Origin of the sequence: Streptomyces sp. NPDC088745, from assembly GCF_044751045.1 — a bacterium.
Taxonomy (GTDB): Bacteria; Actinomycetota; Actinomycetes; order Streptomycetales; family Streptomycetaceae; genus Streptomyces; species Streptomyces cremeus.
In genome coordinates this window covers 47950-65014 of record NZ_JBIVLB010000023.1, presented here as the reverse complement: position 1 = coordinate 65014, position 17065 = coordinate 47950, and the positions used below count along the sequence as shown (strand labels likewise).

At 71.7% G+C, this 17065-nt stretch carries 12 protein-coding genes and 2 pseudogenes; 6 read left to right on the top strand and 8 right to left on the bottom strand.

Features of this window, described 5'->3' with window-relative positions; genetic code table 11:
- Positions 1 to 18 precede the first annotated feature (18 nt).
- Complete coding sequence (locus ACIP93_RS35805) at positions 19 to 4995, top strand: hypothetical protein (RefSeq protein WP_401766258.1); 4977 nt, start codon at positions 19 to 21, stop codon at positions 4993 to 4995.
- Here the strand turns inward: ACIP93_RS35805 and ACIP93_RS35800 are convergent.
- The 3 genes from ACIP93_RS35800 to ACIP93_RS35790 form a co-directional block, all read right to left on the bottom strand.
- On the bottom strand, positions 4937 to 5320 hold the full coding sequence (locus ACIP93_RS35800) for a hypothetical protein (RefSeq protein ID WP_401766255.1): 384 nt from the start codon (positions 5318 to 5320) through the stop codon (positions 4937 to 4939). The two genes, ACIP93_RS35805 and ACIP93_RS35800, sit on opposite strands and share 59 nt — an antisense overlap.
- A gap of 66 nt (positions 5321 to 5386) precedes the next feature.
- Positions 5387 to 6508 carry an FAD-dependent oxidoreductase gene (locus ACIP93_RS35795; RefSeq protein WP_401766252.1) on the bottom strand — a complete coding sequence of 374 codons (1122 nt, stop codon included), beginning with the start codon at positions 6506 to 6508 and terminating at the stop codon, positions 5387 to 5389.
- Between the two features lie 64 nt (positions 6509 to 6572).
- A complete protein-coding gene (locus tag ACIP93_RS35790) occupies positions 6573 to 7562 on the bottom strand; it encodes a helix-turn-helix domain-containing protein (protein WP_401766250.1) in 990 nt (329 codons plus the stop codon).
- Here ACIP93_RS35790 and ACIP93_RS35785 point away from each other — a divergent pair.
- Positions 7561 to 8016 carry a DUF2000 family protein gene (locus tag ACIP93_RS35785; protein ID WP_401766248.1) on the top strand — a complete coding sequence of 152 codons (456 nt, stop codon included), beginning with the start codon at positions 7561 to 7563 and terminating at the stop codon, positions 8014 to 8016. The two genes, ACIP93_RS35790 and ACIP93_RS35785, sit on opposite strands and share 2 nt — an antisense overlap.
- Before the next feature lie 2479 nt (positions 8017 to 10495).
- Here the strand turns inward: ACIP93_RS35785 and ACIP93_RS35780 are convergent.
- Positions 10496 to 10762: pseudogene (locus ACIP93_RS35780) on the bottom strand (hypothetical protein); the annotation flags it as partial.
- A 12-nt stretch (positions 10763 to 10774) separates the two neighbouring features.
- On the bottom strand, positions 10775 to 10969 hold the full coding sequence (locus ACIP93_RS35775; protein ID WP_401766245.1) for a hypothetical protein: 195 nt from the start codon (positions 10967 to 10969) through the stop codon (positions 10775 to 10777).
- 495 nt (positions 10970 to 11464) lie between these two features.
- Between ACIP93_RS35775 and ACIP93_RS35770 the strand changes: the two genes are divergently transcribed.
- Complete coding sequence (locus ACIP93_RS35770; protein WP_401766242.1) at positions 11465 to 12130, top strand: MSMEG_1061 family FMN-dependent PPOX-type flavoprotein; 666 nt, start codon at positions 11465 to 11467, stop codon at positions 12128 to 12130.
- A 37-nt stretch (positions 12131 to 12167) separates the two neighbouring features.
- On the opposite strand, the pseudogene ACIP93_RS35765 reads toward ACIP93_RS35770, so the two are convergent.
- Both ACIP93_RS35765 and ACIP93_RS35760 read right to left on the bottom strand, forming a co-directional pair.
- A pseudogene (locus ACIP93_RS35765) lies at positions 12168 to 12329 on the bottom strand (IS5/IS1182 family transposase); the annotation flags it as partial.
- 231 nt (positions 12330 to 12560) lie between these two features.
- A complete protein-coding gene (locus ACIP93_RS35760) occupies positions 12561 to 13001 on the bottom strand; it encodes a hypothetical protein (RefSeq protein WP_401766240.1) in 441 nt (146 codons plus the stop codon).
- A gap of 67 nt (positions 13002 to 13068) precedes the next feature.
- Between ACIP93_RS35760 and ACIP93_RS35755 the strand changes: the two genes are divergently transcribed.
- On the top strand, positions 13069 to 13707 hold the full coding sequence (locus tag ACIP93_RS35755) for a nucleotidyltransferase domain-containing protein (protein ID WP_401766237.1): 639 nt from the start codon (positions 13069 to 13071) through the stop codon (positions 13705 to 13707).
- Between the two features lie 76 nt (positions 13708 to 13783).
- On the opposite strand, the gene ACIP93_RS35750 is transcribed toward ACIP93_RS35755, so the two are convergent.
- Positions 13784 to 14896 carry an agmatine deiminase family protein gene (locus ACIP93_RS35750; protein WP_401766326.1) on the bottom strand — a complete coding sequence of 371 codons (1113 nt, stop codon included), beginning with the start codon at positions 14894 to 14896 and terminating at the stop codon, positions 13784 to 13786.
- A gap of 137 nt (positions 14897 to 15033) precedes the next feature.
- Here ACIP93_RS35750 and ACIP93_RS35745 point away from each other — a divergent pair, with 137 nt between their 5' ends.
- Positions 15034 to 15372, top strand: a complete 339-nt coding sequence (locus tag ACIP93_RS35745; RefSeq protein ID WP_401766234.1) for a hypothetical protein — start codon at positions 15034 to 15036, stop codon at positions 15370 to 15372.
- Positions 15373 to 16472: 1100 nt separating this feature from the next.
- Entirely contained in the window at positions 16473 to 16934 is a 462-nt protein-coding gene (locus tag ACIP93_RS35740; RefSeq protein WP_345227987.1) for a peptidylprolyl isomerase, read from the top strand.
- The last annotated feature ends 131 nt before the right edge of the window (positions 16935 to 17065 follow it).

Genomic DNA, 17065 nt, shown 5'->3' with positions numbered 1-17065 from the left:
CGTGCGACGATCCAGAACATGACCGATTCGTTCGACGGACTTCTGCCCCTCGCCGGAACGGCGCACGTCTCCACCACGTACGCCGACTGGGCCGCCGCCCACGCCCCCGGCACGGCCGCGGCGGCGCGCGACCTGGTCGACGGCCTGTACGGCGAACTGTCCACCACCCGGTCCAAGCCGGGCCGGTTCGTCGACATGATGGCCGCGAAGGCACGGCGGCTGCCCCCGCCGCACCTGCCGTGGTTCTGGGACACGGTCGGTCACCGCCTCTTCGGCCACGGCAGCAGCGGCCGCCGCGCCGCGGGCCGTGCCTACGCGGCGGCGCGCGCCGCCGAGTCGCAGCACGGGCTGCCCGTCGACACCGCGTACGGCATCGCCAACGCCCTGCTGTTCGCCCGGTGCGGTGCCGTGCCCGCCAAGGAACTCGCCGCCCATCAGGGTTTCCTCGCCGCCGCCCTGCCTCCCGCCGAGGCGTACACGGCGCTGGAGGAGTTCCTGATCGCCTGGACGCGCTCGCCGGCTGACCTCCCCGGCGATCTGGTGCGCCGAGTGCGGGCCGCCGCCAAGCCGGCCGGGCACGGGGACGCGGAAGCCGCCCGGACGGTCGGCGCGATCCTGGCCGGGGCCCGCGACAAGGCGGTGCCGGACGTCCTGTGGAACGCGGCCCGCCCCCTGCTCGCGGCCCACCCGCCGACGGACGACGTCGCGACCGGCCTCCTCGACGTCTTCCCGGACGGCATCACCGACGGCGGTGCGTGGCTGCGGCTGCTCATCGCCTCCGGCGCGGGCGAGGCGATGGAGTCCGGCCGGATCGTGCCGGACGGCGGAGTGGCCCGCTGGGTCGGCCACTTCACGGCGATGTACCAGTACGCGCGGCAGTCCGGCGGCGGCGTGTCCCGACAGCCGCTGCCGGAGGAATTCCTGCACCTGATCGGCCGGTTGGGGCCCCGGCTGCGGGCCGCGGACACCCCGGTCGCCCTGCACGCCAACCGCTTCCGCTGGCAGGGCTTCGACGCCGACGTGCTGGACGCCTGCCTCGCGGCCGGAGCGCGGGTCGTCGATCCCGGCGCGCAGATCAGCATGCGCTTCTGGGGCCCCCGGTCCCGCCGCGATCTCGCCGCGCTCGCCGCCGACCCGGTGTTCGGACCCCGCCTCGAAGGCACCGTGCACGCCGGTCTGCTGCCCGACTGGCGTACGGCGCGCGGCCGCCGCCCCGGCTCCGCGGTGACGCTGCTGCCCGGCAACGAGGGCATCGCCCAGGGCGTCGCCGCCCGGGTCGGCAAGCTGCTCGACACCGTCGCGGGCGGTGGCACGGCCGGTGCGGAAGAGGCGATGGCCGAGCTGGAGACCGTACTGGACCGGCCCACGGTGTCGGCGCTCGACGGCATCGCGGCAGCCCTCGACGCGGCGGGCGCGGCGGGCGCCCTGCGGCGCTCGCTGACGGCCGGCCTGCCCGAGGAACTGGCCTGGCCCGCCCTGGAAGCGGCGTACGCCCGGCTCGCGGCGGACGGCCACGACACCGGCGGACCGCTGCCGGGCGTAGCCGGGGTGACCGCCACCTGGCCGGTGCTGACCGTCTTCGGCCGGGACCGGGCGATCGCCGTCGCCCCCGACGGGGAGCGCGGCTCGTGCCGCTTCACGGTCCCGGACGGCGCGACCATGTACGCCGTCCACTACGTCGGCGGGTCCTTCCTCGTCAGCTGGACCCTCGAACCGAGGCCGTACCACTGCGACACCGCGGTGTGGGCCGACCGCCCCGACGAGCCGTTCGCCCCGGACAAGACGGGCGGGCTCGTCCCGTTCGACGGCAGCCTGCACGGGGCGTACGGCTTCCAGTTCGAGACCGCCGACGGCGGCGGACGGCACGGTGGCGGGCGCGTGCTGCGCCCCGGCGAGACCGCCGGGATCGACCGCGACGAACTCCAGCTCAGCGACGGCGTCCACGTCTGGACCAACGCCGTCTTCGGCCGCAGGCCCTGGGAGACCGTCCACCGGGTCACCGGCGAGCGCCAGGGCGTGCGCCCCCTGCCCGACTTCCCCGGCCGCGCCCCCGACCCCGGCACCGAGGCCGACCTGTCCCTCGCCCGGGAAGCCCTCCACCTCGCTCCGCTGCCCGCGGGCACGACCGACTCCCCCCTCGGAGCCAGGGACGGACTCGTCGGCACCCGCGTCCTCTTCCGCACCCGCCACCGCCACCACGCCCCCGACCACTACCTGGTCGAGAGCATCGACGGCCGCAGCGCCCGCTTCGACGTCGACCGGCAGGGCCAACAGCCGTGGGGCCTGTGGGCCGCACCCGGGGGCGCGGTGGAGGACGTCGTCCTGGCCGAGGCCCAGACCCGTACGGGAGTACGCGCCTACACGGCGGACGGCACCCTCCTGTGGGAACTCGACGGACACACCGCGCCCCAGCACTCCCGCCCGGTGAACTCCACCCGCCGGGTCACCGTCTCCCACGGTGCGGCCCTCCCGCCCGCCTTCTGGTACCTGCTGCGCACCCGCGAACCGGCCGCCTCCCGGGCGTTGCGCGCCGTCACCGCGCAGACGGCGGAGACCTTGCTCGCGGCGGCGCTCGCCGAAGGGGAGGCGGCGGCCGACCCGCGCGCGGCGGCCGATTCGCGCGCAGCAGGAGCAGCAGGAGCCGACACGCTGCGGCCCGTGGTGGCCCGTGAACTCCCCGCCGTGACCGATCCGGTCCTCGTCGAGGCGGTCGTGGCCGTGACCCGGCGGGCGGCCCGGGTCGAGCGACGCCGCCGCGCCCTGCGCCACCGCGTCGCCCTCCTCGCCCAGGCCCCGCCCGCCTCCCCCCGCCGGTCGGCCCCCGACACCGATCTGGTCCCCGCCCTGCACGGACTCGTCGTGGACGGTTCCACCACCTCCCGGCGGCCCGGCCCGGAGGCGGCCCTCCCGGCGACGCTCACCGCCCTGGCCACGGACGGAGCCTGCCTGGCCGGGACGGTCGGGGAGGAAGTGCGCCGCCTCTCGCCGCCCGCGCCGCCGCACGACTGGTCGCAGCTCCTGGGCACGATCGACGCGGCTGCCTGGCGGGCGGCGGTGGCCCCGACCCCGGACGTCTCCCGTGCCGCGCTGCTCGCCCTCCTGGACACCTGGGCCGACCAGCCGTTCGCCCGGGCGGGCAGCCGCTGGTGGGCCGGCCGCACGGACGATCCGCAGGCCCTGGACGCGCTGCGCGGCACGGGCGCGGCGGTGGCCTCGGCGGGACTGCGGGCCGGCGGCAGACTGAGCTGGTACGTGACAGCGGCCGACCAGCAGACAAAAGGACAGGCAGAAGCTGAGAACGCGCCGGAACCCCTGCCCGGCGCCCGTCCCGTCACCGTCTCCCGCGACGACGCCGCCCGGCTGCGGGCACTGGTCGCCGCCGTGGACGCGGACGGCCCGGTCGCGCTGCCCGAGTCGGCGGCCGCGCGCTTCGCCGAACTGACGGGTGTGCGAAGGCCATTGGCCCGACTGGTCGTGGCCGGTCTCGTCGGCGGGCCCGACCGCGACGCCGCCCGTGCCCTCGCCCGCAAGGCCCCGTACAGAGCGTCCCCGCAGACGGTCGAAACGTACGAAGACCTGTGCGGCCGCCTCGGCGACCACGGCCGCCGCGCCCTTCTGGCCGCCGCGATGCCCGAGGACCCCACCGAACTGTGGCGGCCCGGCGGGGTCGAGGCGGCCGCGGAGCGCATGGCGGCGGTCTGGTGTGCACGCCTGGAGGCCATGCCCGCCGTCGACGACGCGACGGCCGACGCCCTGGAATCCGGTCTCGACCTCGGCGAAGTGTGGGCCCGCCGCCTCGCGGGCGGTTACGCGGCGGCCGGCGGCACGACGGTGCCCGCCGTCGGCTGGGAACTGGCGGCCACCGCGTGGGGCTCGGGGGTCGAGGTCAGGGCCGTGCCCCCGGCCGGGCCGCCGCTGCCCCACCGCACGCAGGTCGGCCTGCCGTACGGAGTGATCGCCGCGGTACTGGCCTGGGCGTGGACGGACCGCCCGGTCGGCGACCCGGCGACGGCCGGATCGTACGACCTCCACGAACGCCTGCGTGCCGAACTCGCCCGGCCCGAAATGCTGGTGGAGGTGCGGCGCGGGAAGCTCGCGGGTACACCGGAGGACATCGCCGGGCGGTTCGGGCCGGCCCGGCTGCCGGTGGCGATGGACGCACGCAAGAAGGAGGGGCCGTTCGACGTCGTCCCGTACGACTCCGGAGTGCTCGTCGTGTGCGCTCCCGGCGGCGCCGCCTATCTGCGGCCCGCGCTCGTCGAGAGCCCCGAGGCGCTGCGCAGACTGGGCGAGGAGACCGGCCTCACCGAGGAACTCGCCCGGCTGGAACCGCTGGTGGCGGGCGGCGGCCTGGAGCGCATGATGCACCGGTCGCGCTCCGGGGCCGTACCGGACGGGGCGTACGAGGCGGACCCCCGGCAGTCCTGCCCCGAACTCGTGGCCCGGGCGGCCGCCCACCTGGGCACCGGTGCGGACGCGGCGGCGCTCTACCTCCAGCTCGCCACGCTCGCCGCGCCCACCGACCGCGACGTCCGCCGGTGGAACGGCTGGAACCCCAAGCAGCACGCGCAGGCACGCGCCGAACTCCTCGCGACGGGCGCGGTGCTGGAGGAGAAGCGGGCCAGGGCCGGGCGGACCCTGTTCCTGCCGGGGGAGTGGACCGAGCTCAAGGCGCCGCACCTGCCGCTGGAGACCGCCAAGCTGGACGCGTACGCGGTGCGCCCGCTGTGGCGGGACCGGATCGCGGCCCCGTACCTGCGGGTGCTGCCGACCGCACCGCTGCACGAGATGTTCGCGCAGGCGTGGGAGGGGTGGCGGCGGCCCGCTCATGACGGACGCATCAACGTCTCCCCGGACCCCACCGGCACCGGCGCGGGAAGCGTTGGCCAGGGCGGCCCACGTCGGCCGGTCCTGCCGGGCCCACCCGCGCCGCCGTCTACAGCGGAAGCTGGTCCGGCCACCACGGCGGCACGTTGTCGGGCGGGCAGTGGCTGACCGGATAGCCATCGGGCGCATGCCAGATCGCCATCAAGGGCCACAGCAGTACCGCGCACACGGGAACGGTCAACAGCAGCGGAAGCAGCAGTCCGCGCCGGCCCGTGAGGCCGCGCATGAGCCACCACACAGAAGTGGACACCGCTGCCATCGTTGTCGACGCCACGACGAGATCCAGGAGATTGGCCGAGGCATTGACGCCTGTCTCGCACACGGTCCACGTACTGTTCAGGAGGACGGACGCGACGTATCCGGACCCCAGGAACACGCCCCAGCCGATGGCCCGACTGCCGGCACTGTACGGAGCCTTCTCGATCCCGCTCACCACCTTTCCTACCGGGTGTGATGCCGGCCCTCACCGCGGACGGCCGCACAGGGGACCGTGGTGACCTCAGGGGGACTGGACCTCGTCGAAGAGGGCAAGGGCCTCGGCGGGGTCCGGGCCGATCAGGCGGTCAAGGCCCGCGCTGGTGATGGTCGACCAGGTCTCGGCGCGAGGCCACATGCGCTGTTCGAAGGCGCGGGTGGCTTCGTCCAGGTCCCCGGGGTTCTCGGCGATGAGTTCGGCGAGCTCCGCACCCTCCAGGAGGGCGAGGTTCGCGCCCGCCCCCAGCGGCGGCATCAGGTGCGCGGCGTCGCCCAGGAGCGTCACTCCCGGGACATGGGTCCAGGTGTGGGAGATCGGGAGGGCGTGCAGGGCGCGGGGGACGTAGGCCGTGCCGTGGCGGAGGAGGTCGAGGACGGGCTCGGCCCAGCCGTCGAACAGGGTCAGGAGGCGCGACCGTACCGCCTCCGCGTCGGACGGGTCGAGGCCCCTCAGCCCGTCGAGCGGGGTGCGGACCTGGGCGTACACCTTGACGTGGCCCCCGCCGTTGCGCTGGGCCACCACTGAGCGGTTCGCCCCGTACACCGCCACCGAACCGTCGCCCACCAGCCGGGCGAGCTCGGGGTGGCGGACGTCGACGTCGTCCAGGGAGGTCTCGATCAGGGTGACACCCGTGTACCGCGGGGCCACGGACGAAACCGCTCGACGGACTCGGGACCAGGCGCCGTCCGCACCGATCACGAGGTCGTACGTCTCCTCCCGCCCGTCCGAGAAGCGCACCAGCGTGCCGTCGCCAGGGGCCCGCGGGACCACTTCCGTCACCTCCCGCCCCCATCGGACCTCCAGTGGGCCCAGCAGCAGGTCGCGCAGCAACCCGCGGTCGATCTCGGGATTGGCCAGGTCGTCGGGGCCGGGCCGCCAGTCGCGCAGGACGGTGCCGTCCGTGTCCAAAATACGCATGGCCTGACCCTCGGGGCGGGACAGTTTCTGGAACTCCGCGAGCAACCCGGCCTTGTCCAAAGCCAGTTGCCCCAGGTTCGCGTGCAGGTCGAGCGTGCCGCCCGGCGGTCGGGCGTCGCGGGACGGGTCACGCTCCAGGACGGTGACGGGCAGACCGTGCCGGTGCAGGACGCGGGCGCAGGCAAGCCCGCCGGGGCCGCTGCCCACTACAGCTGTACGAGGGCTCATGGGGACCCAACGTACGTCGTTCGACGCGTCTTTCGTACGCCGCCACCGAAATGGGGGCAGGAGCTCAGCAGATCGCCCCGACATTGCTGCCGCTGCCGCTGCCGATGGCGGTGAAGCCACCGGTGTCTGTGGCGGTGCCGGTCGTCCCGCTCCGTCGTCGTCCGGGAGCGCACGGCGTCGTCCTTCTCGCGGGGCCCTTCGCGTAACGGCCCGGGGTGGTGCCCACGACCCTCTTGAAGTGGCGGGTCAGGTGTGACTGGTCGTAGAAGCCGACTGCCGTCGCCACCTCGCCCGGCGGCCGCCCGTCGAGGAGCAGTCGGCGGGCGTGGTCGACCCGGCGGGACACCAGGTACTGGTGTGGTGCGATTCCGTACGCACTGCTGAACGCCCTGATGAGATGGGTCGGATGGGCGTGCACCAGGCCGGCGGCCTCGTCCAGGGTGACTCCCTGGTGCAGGCGGGCGTCGAGGAGTTCGCGGAGGTCCCGGGCGACCCGACGGCCGGGAACGGGGCCGGAGTGCAGGAGGCGGGGCCGCAGATGGAAATGGAGCCGCTCGCGCACCAACGCGAGTCGGCTCTCCGCCTCGAAGAAGTCGCCGGGGTGGGCCAGGGCGGCGTGCAACTGTCCCACTCGGGCACGCAGGCGGGGGTCCGTCAGGTCGGGGCCGTCGACCGCCGCGCCGATCAGGCTGTCGTCGAGCTGGGTGGAGTCCAGGTACAGGACACGCTTGCGGAAACCGTGCGCGGTGGCGGGCGAACCGTTGTGCGGGACGTGTGGCGGCAGGAGGCTCACCGTGTCACCGGGCGTGCCGCGCCGGAAACGGTCCAGGTCGTACCGTACGGCCCCGTCGTCGACGATGAGCAGCGTCCAGGAGTCGTGGACGTGCATTGGATACGCGTGCTCCGTGAAGTGGGCGTGGAACACCTCGACGACCCCCGGGACCCGCGGCTGCCAGGCTTTCACTTCCGGGGCTTTCGCACGTCGGGGGACTGGAGTGCTCACGCCAGGAACGTACAAGACGGACCGCTGCCCGACGAGCGAGTCTCGCAGCATGAGAAACGAGACCACCACCTCCGCGTCCGCCGCGACCGCCCCCGTCCGCTTCGACACCAAGATCGCGGTCCTGCTGCGCGAGGACCTGGAGACCTGGCAGCGGCTGAACGTCACGGCCTTCCTGGTCAGCGGCCTGGGCGCGGCCGCTCCCGAAGTGATCGGCGAACCCTACACGGACGCCGACGACACGGCGTACCTGCCGATGTTCCGCCAGCCGGTGCTGGTCTTCGAAGGAACGAAGGAAGACCTGACCACCGCGCACACGAGGGCCACGGCGAGGGCGTTGCCTCTCTCCGTCTTCACCTCGGACCTGTTCCGCACCGGCAACGACCGCGACAACCGCGCCGCCGTACGAGCCGTGAGCCGATCCGGGCTCGACCTGGTGGGCATCGCGGTGTACGGCCCGAAGAACGCGGTGGACAAGGTGTTGAAGGGGGCGCGGATGCACCCGTGACCGAAAGCGGGGCAACGGAGCCGTGCGGAGGCGTCCTCGTAGCCGCGGGCCAGCACGTCGGACAGGCCGTGTGAGGGGGAACCCCTCATCGGCCCCGACGTTCTCCCCCGCCCCATGGGCGTCGTAGTTGAACAGTTCGGCGGCACAACGTTCCCGCTGGTTGCGCATCATGTGCCAGCCGACGGCAGGTGCCTGCCAGGCGGTGGGGCCAGGAGCAGTCGGGCGCGGACGTCGGCTACGGTACGGCGCCTCAGCAGGAACAGCCGTCCCGTGTGGTCGATGGCCGGGAGGTGATCTCCGTCGTGAGCGGCTACCGTCCGGTGGGTCCGGTGGGTCCGGTGGGTCCGGTGGGTCCCATGGGTCCCGTGGGTCCGGTGGGGGAGGCGGGCCAGGGGGCGCTGCTCCTGGGCGGCAGTCGGGGTGAACGTGGTCGCTGACCCTCGTCAGTTGTCCTTGCCGCTGGTGGTGAAAGGGCGGCGGCGGGCGGCCTCGATGTGTCGCTGGGTGGCGAGGAGTGTCCTCGCCCAGCGTCGCCGTCGGTCGTACTCCAAACTCCGGCAGGCCCCGCTTGCCCTTGGTGCAGGGGGGCGAAGGCGTCCAGGAGTTCTTTCGGTACGCAGCAGAGCGGTACGCAGCAGAGCGACCCTGTACGTGTGGACGTCGGGTTCGATGGGGACGGCTTCGGTCTTGGTGGTGAGACGGCCCGGGGTGCGATGCCGCCGACGCCGAGCGGCGGGGTCGTGGGCGGCTGAGAAGGCGGACGGCAGGTCGGAACCGGAACCGACGGCGAAGAATGTGATGGTTCCCATGGAGGCCCTGCCGATGACCTGGCAAGTGCCGCATATATGCAGGTCGTTGCAGGTGCACGAAGAGGCTTTCCGTCGGCTCCGGCGGGTGCGGATTCCGTACCCCGGTGCGCTTTGTCGTGTACAGGGCCCGAAAAGAGTGGCGGAATGCGTGCTTCCAAATGTGATTTACGCTACCCCGGGGACGGGAACCGGCACTCCGTCCCCGAACTATCCGTCAGGACGCCGCACAGGTAGGCCCGTTGCCCCCCGGCCGTATTGGCACTCCGGCGATCTTGAGCGCCTCTTCTATGGCACTGAGTGCCGCGCTTCCCCTGTCCTGATGCACAGTTGCTCGAACAGCAACGGACGCAACGCGACGCTAAGGTACCTCTACCAATCACCCTCTGGGGCCTGAGCGTCGTGGACCTCTCCGCGGTGTTCACGAAGGTCGTGGACCCCATGAGAGGGGGGTGAATCCGATGGCCGCAAAGCCGGAGGACCGCCGACAGCACGAGGCAGAGGATCGGCATTACAAGTGCATCCGCTGGCTGGGGCCGCTCTACGCGATCTACAAGATCGTGCGAGAGTTTCTGGCCCATTGACGCGAAGAGCCCCGACCTGAAGGTCGGGGCCGCATCGCAGTCGGTGTAGTGGCAGAAGGCTCCACCTTGAGCTTCGCGGGCAAGGGGTGGGGCCTTCGTCATGTCCCGATACTGACTACTGTCGCGTAAGCAAGCCAAAGGATGCAGGTGTGACGGTAATCACGCACCCCCCGACGCGACGGTCCCCATCTTGCCTTGATGAAGCGGCAGAGCGCGACAGTTGACCGTATGTTGATCCGCGGCTTGACCGCGAAATATGGCAAGGAGCCTGCTCATTGGCGGCACTCGCCCAGTTGTGTGACCTAACGCACACACCCTGTGGGTGACTGAATGCACAAACGGTCGGCAGAAGTTTGATGGCTTTTGCCTCTTGCCTGCAGGCTTCTGACGCTCTATCCGGAGACCTTGAGGTGAGCGCGCGCCCTGTACCCGGCTCCGCTACGGGCAATCGACACCGTTTGCCCGCTGCACCGTGTCCGGCCGAGTTCCTGTCCCTGACCTCCGGATTCAGCTCAGAGCCTGGGGCTTGATCCTTGAGCTTGCGGCGATTGTCATAGGCATCGGCCGCCTCGACGCATCTCGGCAACTGGCCGCCCGAACCTCGGCATGGTTCAACGATCCTGTCGGCCATGCCGCTTCTGATGCTGCCTTCGCCGCCGGCCACGCCGCCTCTGTCCTCAGAGCGCCGCGTTGTCAACGGCTCACCGTGCTCCGGTGATTCGGCGAGATCGCTTCTTCCGGTCAGCCACCCCACCCTTTGCGAAAGCCGTGCCGGTTCGACGTGTCGGGCGCAGGGCTCGTGAACGGACTCGTTGCGGTACAGGCAGCTCAGGAGCAGTTGGTGGACGACCGGCAGGGCCATGACACGGGTAACGCCTGCCGCGACCGTGACGGCGGCTGCCGTACCGGCAGTGGATTAAGGAATCCCGGACGCGTCGACGATCAGCGGCAGTGCGGCCGCGATACCCGGGAAGGTCTGAAGGCCGGTACGAAGGGTCCTCTGGTTGGCGTCAGACATGAGTGCCTCCTGCTTCGCGGGATCTTGAGGTTCTGACCCGGGTGGACGGTGAACGGTTTGACGATGTCGTTCTCGCGCGCGAGGGCCTGCCAGTTCACGCCGTGCCGTTCACCGATCGCAGAGAGGGTGTCGCCCCTCCCCGACCCGTGTACGTCAAGGAGCCTGCGGCCCCCGGCCTGCCTCTCAGTCGTGCCGCCGCGCGCTGACGGAGCCCGCTCATCGTGAACCCCTTCGGGTCGACCTCCTCCGGTTCGCTGATCCAGGTGACCGATCACGCTCTCCGCCCTCCAGCCGTGCGCCCGGCACACGGCCGCCGAAACACGCTCGATGTTCTCCATCTGGGCCGTCGTCTACGGGCCGCGCCCGCCGTCGGGGTTCTCGCATTCCCCGCTGTAGAAATGCGAGTTGCCGTCCTTGTCGGCCGTCGCGGCCCGGGAGAACGGCTTCTCGCCGATGAACGCTTGGAGGACCCCGTTGTCGCCCTTGCCTGCACGGTTCGCCCGGCAGTGGCCGATCAGGTAGACGGTGCCGTCCTTCGCGAGCACACGTGACACAGCGGGCCCGGCAAGCCCGAGTAGCCGTTCTCGCAGATACTGACCGCGCTGTTCGTGCTGGACGTGACGGTGTGGTGGATCACCACCCCGTGCGTCGGACACCACGGGCCCCACGCGTTCGGGTTGTGGGTATGCCGGCCGGGCCGCTCAACAACACGGACTCCTTCGGCCTGAAGAGCTGCGACCAACCGGTCAGCAGTAAGAACCCCTCACAGAATGGACAGCTCGAACAACCGACCTGCTCCGTCCGCACTGACCTGTGCCTCAGTCACGCGCTGGCCGAGGTCCTCAGCACGGCGCGGCAGAGAGAGCCGAGGCGAACGCCGCACCGTCCCGGCGGGTGCCTGCTCGACAGATCCGCATCGGTACGGGCTGGCAGTGCACTGCCGCGTTCTCCGAGTGCGCCGAGCAATGGCGACCGGTCAACGCGGGCGAGATCCCTCGCCGACCCGCGCACCGCCTCGGTCGCCTTCTAGGGTCATCCGTATGATGATCGACACTGGGTTCGCCGGCTCGCTCTTCGAGTCCCTCCAGGCGGACGCCCTCACCAGCCCGGACCAACTGCGCGAGCTCTACCCGCAGCCGAACCCGAACTCGCTCCGCAAGGAGATCGATTGCCTGACCGAGGAGGCCCGGGCGTTGATCGGCTGTTCCTCGCTGGTGTTCATCGGCAGTGCAGACCTCGAAGGCCGGGCGGACGTGACGCCGCGTGGCGGCCCGGCCGGGTTCGTCTCGGTGCTCGACGAGCGGACTCTGGTCATCCCCGACGCCACCGGCAACAAGCGGCTCGACACCATGCACAACGTGCTGCAGACAGGGCGCGTCGGGCTGATCTTCCTCATTCCCGGCCGCCCGACCACGCTGCGCGTCAATGGCCGCGCGTGCGTCACGGCGCGCCCGGAACTGCTGGCCCACCTCACGCCCGTTGGAAAACCGCCGGTCACGGCGATGGTGGTGCATGTCGAGCAAGCCTATCCGCACTGTCCGAAGTCGCTGATGCGCTCCAGCGCCTGGCAACCGGAGCGGTGGGTGCCGCCTGAGGCCCAGCCGACCAGCGCTGAGGTGACGCAGGCCCAGCTCAACCTGCCGGGCCTTACCGTCGACGAGATCGAGCAGGCCGAACGGGAGTCACTGCGCCTGCGTTACGAGTGAATGCGGACAGGCACTCCTCTCGTGATGAGTTCAGGCGTCACCAGCAGATGAGGGCGCATCCGAGGGCCAGGAAGGCTTCGTGGATGTCGTCGCGGATCTCCCAGCGGACCCGCAGGCGGCGGAACCAGTGCGGGTGGGCGAACGCACGCTTTACGGACCAGCGTGCACCGCATCCACCGAAGCCGCGTAAGCCTGGGCCCCAGCCACTCATGGCCAACAGTTCAGGGCTGCCACCCCACTCGGGCGGCAGCCCTGACTGTTGCATGCCCTCCGAACGGAGCACCTCTGGAACCGGCGAGTCAGCACACCAGGCGAAGCGCAGGCTGTTGGGCTCCACCCGAAGAGGGCGGTGGACAAGGTGGTGAAGGGGGGGCGCGGATGCATCATCCGTGACCGGGGCCGGTTCGGGGTTGGGGCCTGCTGAAATCGGTCAGCTCCTTGCCGCGTGCGGGTTCGGAGTGGCCGGTGTGCACCCCCGTCGGTCGTACCAGAGGCATGCCGTCAGCAGGGCGAAGGCCAGCAGGCAGGCGGTCATGGGGAGGAGCCACTGCGCCGCGACGGCGCAGGCGGTGAGGAGCAGTTGGGCCGTGCAGGCGGCGGTGAGCGGGCGGGCGGCCGGGACGTGATGGCGCAGGGAGCGGAGGATTCCCCGGCAGCCCCACCAGTCGAGTGCCACGATGACGCCGCCTGCCAGCAGCGAGAGCAGTGTCGTCCGGTTGCTGGACGCCATGGACGGGTGAGGTTCCTCGGCGGGTCCGATTCCACCGGAGAACGTGGGGACGAACCAGAAGAAGTAGACGGCGGTGAACGCGATCTGCGTGGAAACGAGCAGGAGGCTCAGGATCAGGAGCGAGCGTTGCGTACGAGGCATTCTCATCACGTTCCCAGGTCGTGGAAGGCCGTGCCGTGTGGGGGTACGGCGGCCGTAGGTTGGGGCGATGAGTGTGATTCTGCCGCCCGGTGGCGCCGTGTTCGACGACGACGAGATCGATGCCCGGTGGGCGGACGCATGGCGGCCCGGGCAGGTCGCGGCGCGGCTGAGCGGGGTGGGGACTCCGTGGTACGTCGCGGCCGGGTGGGCGCTGGACCTGTTCCGGGGGGAGCGGACGCGGGCGCACGGGGACCTGGAGATCGCGGTGCCCGCCGCCGGGTTCGCGGAGGTACGGGCGTGCTTCCCCGAGCTGGCGTGCGATGCGGTGGGCAGCGGGCGGGTCTGGGAGGGCGCGGGGACCGAGGTGCTGGCGGTCACGCATCAGACCTGGTTCCGGGATCCGGCGAGTGGGCGGTTCCGCTTCGACGTGTTCCGGGAGTCGCACGAGGGCGGGACGTGGATCTGCCGGCGGGACGCGCGCCTGCGGCTGCCGTACGAGGCGGTCGTCGAGCGGACGGAGGACGGGATTCCGTATCTGGTGCCGGAGTTGGTGCTGCTCTTCAAGGCGAAGGCGGTACGGGCCAAGGACCAGGCGGACTTCGACGGGGTGCTGCCCCTGCTGGGACGGGCGCGGCGGCAGACCCTGCGCGGGTGGCTGGAACTCGTGCATCCCGGGCATCCGTGGCTGGTGCGACTGGAGGGGTGAGCGCGGCGGTGATCGTGGGAGGTCATGTGCGCGGAACGTTTACTTCCGGAAGCCCGGGGTGCCGGGCGTGGCGCGGTCAGGCGGGGGGCTCGCCCGGCTGGTCGTGGGTGGAACAGTGGATTCCGCCGCCGCCCGCGGCGACGGTGTCGATCCTCACCTGCACGATCTCGCGCTGCGGGAAGTGGTCCCGCAGGATGCCCTTCGCGCGGTCGTCGGCCGTGCGGTCGCCGAAGCGGGGGAGGAAGACGGAGCCGTTGGCGACGTAGAAGTTGGCGTACGTCGCCACGAAGTCGTCGCCCTCGCCGGTGACCCGGTCCAGGTCGGGCTGCGGAAGGTCGACGATCTCGAATGTCCGGCCGCGGGCGTCGGTGGCTCTGCTCAGGACCGAGCGGGCCTGGTCGGCCGCTTGGGACCATGAGTCGGGGGGCGTGCCCGGGAAGGGCTGGTCCAGGAGGACGACACCGGGGGCGGTGAACCGTACGAGACCGTCCACATGCGCGTCGGTGATGTCCTGGCCGCGCACGCCCGCCAGCCAGACGACCTTCTCGACGCCGAGGGTCGCGATCAGCTCGCTCTCGATCTGGTCCCGGTCCTTGCCGCGATTGCGGTTGTCGTTGACGAGGGAGCTCTCGGTGACGAGGAGGGTGCCTTCGCCGTCGGTCTCGAAGGAACCGCCCTCGGCAACGAAGGGGGCCTGGACGCGTGGGACGCCGTACGTGGCGAGGAGGGTACGGCCCACCTTGGCGTCGTTGGTGTGCTCCTGCTTGTCGCCCCAGCCGTTGAAGTTGAGGTCGACGCCGGTGACCCTGCCGTCCTCCTCCACGAAGACCGGGACCGTGTCGCGCGCCCAGAGGTCGTCGACCGGGAGCGGGACGACCTCGACCTGCCGGCCGCACGCCTTCTGGGCCGCCGCCTGCTGGTCGGGGCGGGCCAGCACGACCACCGGCTCGTACTCGCCGACCGCCCGCGCGACACGGGCGATGTCCTCGCGGGCGCGGGGGAGGTCGCCCTCCCAGACGGAGGCGAGCGCGGGCCAGGACATGAACGTGCGGGCGTGACTTTCCCATTCCGCGCCGTAACGGCGTCGTCCGGTCCGCGGGGAGGGCTCGGCGGCCGTGGTGTCGCGGGCGGAGGCGCCGGGGGTGCGGTCGATGCCGCTGCCGTTTTCGGGTGCGGCGAACGGGCGCAGGGGCGTGCGGTGGGAAGTCGGATCCGTACCAGGGACGTGGTGGGACACAGGGGGCTCCGATCGTGGGCGGGCAAGGCTATCCCGCGAGATCGCGCGGAGGACGACGGCACGCGCGACATCGCCGTACGCTCCGGACCATGAGGGAACAAGAGATGCTCTCCAGGGTGATCGGCGTGCTGACGCAGAGCGGCGAGTGGTTCCGGGACATCCACCGCGATCCGCACGGGCACGAGCCCGCCGACGGGCGTGTGGTCGGCGAGTTGGTGGCCGAACTCCTGGAGGGAGCGCTGCCGTCCGGGCTGTCCGAGGAGGAGGAGCGGGAATTGCGCAGGTCCACCGCGCGGCTGGTGAGCGTGTTCGCCTTCGTCTTCCACCAGTTGGCGGAGGTGCATGACGCGGGGCGCACCGACACCTCGTCCGGTGACCTGCTGCGGCAACTGGCGCTGAAGGCCGAATACGGGGGAGGGCGGGGCTGACCGGGGGCCCTGCCGGGTCCCCCTTCGGTGACCAGGACCGGGACCGGCTTCCGGTGTGCGGTCTACGCCGGGGCGTAGGCCGGTTCTGTGCGGTCGGTGGCTCCGACGAGGCGGCTCGTGGCTGGGGTTGGTTTCGTGTGGCTGGGGGCTCCGATTCCGGCGGGCGGCCCGCGGCTGGGGCCGTTGCGGTGCGGTGCGGTCGGAGGCTTCGGCTCTGCGTGGGCGGGCCGTGGTGCGTGGCTCGGACTCATCGCTGGGGTCGGAGGATCGTGTGGGGGGGGGAGTGTGGGAGGCCGGGGTCGTTCGTGGACGCTGGGGGCCCTTGCTCGTCCGGGTGGCTCTGAAGCCCTGTGTATATCGGGGGGCTTGGAGATCGGGGCCCGGCCGGGCGCCCCGGGGCCCGTGTCCGTCGGGGTGGCCTGGGGGTCCCGGGACCGTCCGGGTGTCCGGGCCTCCGTACCCGTCCGGGGGTCCGGGACCCCGGGTCCGTCTGGGGGGCCTGTTGGTCCGGTTCCGGTCGGGCAGGCTGGAGGCCCCTGAATCTGTTCGGCTGTCTCGGGCCTCGGCACCCGTTCGAGGAGGCGGAGCCCGTGTCCGTCCGACGGCCTGTTGATCCGCTTCCGGCCGGGTGGGCTGGAGGTCCCTGGGCCCGTCCGGGGCCCGGGGCCTCGTATCCGTCCGGGGCCCAGAGCCCGTGTCCGTTCGGTGCCCTGTTGGTCCGGTCCCGGCCGGGTGGGCCGAAGGTCCCTGGGCCCATCCGGGTTTCCGGGTCCCTGTTGTACCCGTTCGGGCGGCCGGGCCCCCGTACCCGTCCGGGGCGGGTCCCGTACCCGTCCGGGCGGTCTGGAGCCCCGTACCCGTCCGGGTGGCCGATGTGATGTCATTTCGGACACTGCCCGGGTCCGGGAGAACATGTACCGCTCCTACTCCCTCCAGATGGAAGGCCCGCACACGTGCGCCGTCGCTCGGTACTCCTCGCCTCCGCCGCTCTGGCGACCTCGCTCCTCACCGGCTGCACCAGCGCTGACGCGCCCGCCGCCGACGAATCCACGTCCGGCAAGCCCGCCGCCCCCGGCAAGAACGTCTTCTTCGACGTCGCCATCGACGGCAAGCCCGCCGGGCGTATCGAATTCGCCCTGCGTGACGACGTCGCCCCGAAGACCGCCGCCAACTTCCGCGCCCTGGCCACCGGCGAGAAGGGCTACGGCTACAAGGGCTCGACCTTCCACCGGATCATCCCCCAGTTCATGCTCCAGGGCGGCGACTTCACCGCGGGCGACGGCACCGGCGGGCGCAGCATCTACGGGGACACCTTCAAGGACGAGGACTTCTCCCTGAAGCACACCGATCCCGGCACGCTCTCCATGGCCAACAGCGGGCCCGACACCAATGGTTCGCAGTTCTTCGTGACCACCGCGGCCACCCCCTGGCTCGACGGCAAGCACGTCGTCTTCGGCAAGGTCGTCAAGGGCATGGACGTGGTCCGCAAGGCCGAGGCCCAGGGCTCGCCGGAAGGCACCACCAAGGCCCCGGTCACCATCACGAGCTCCGGGGTCGTCTGAGCGGACGCGGTACGAGACGCGGTACGAGGCGGGGCCGCCGGCACGAGAGGCCCCGCCACTTCCCGGCCACTGCTGCGGGAGAAAAGGGGGTGGCCATCGGGGCGGACGGCACGGTAGTGTCCGGGCCAGCG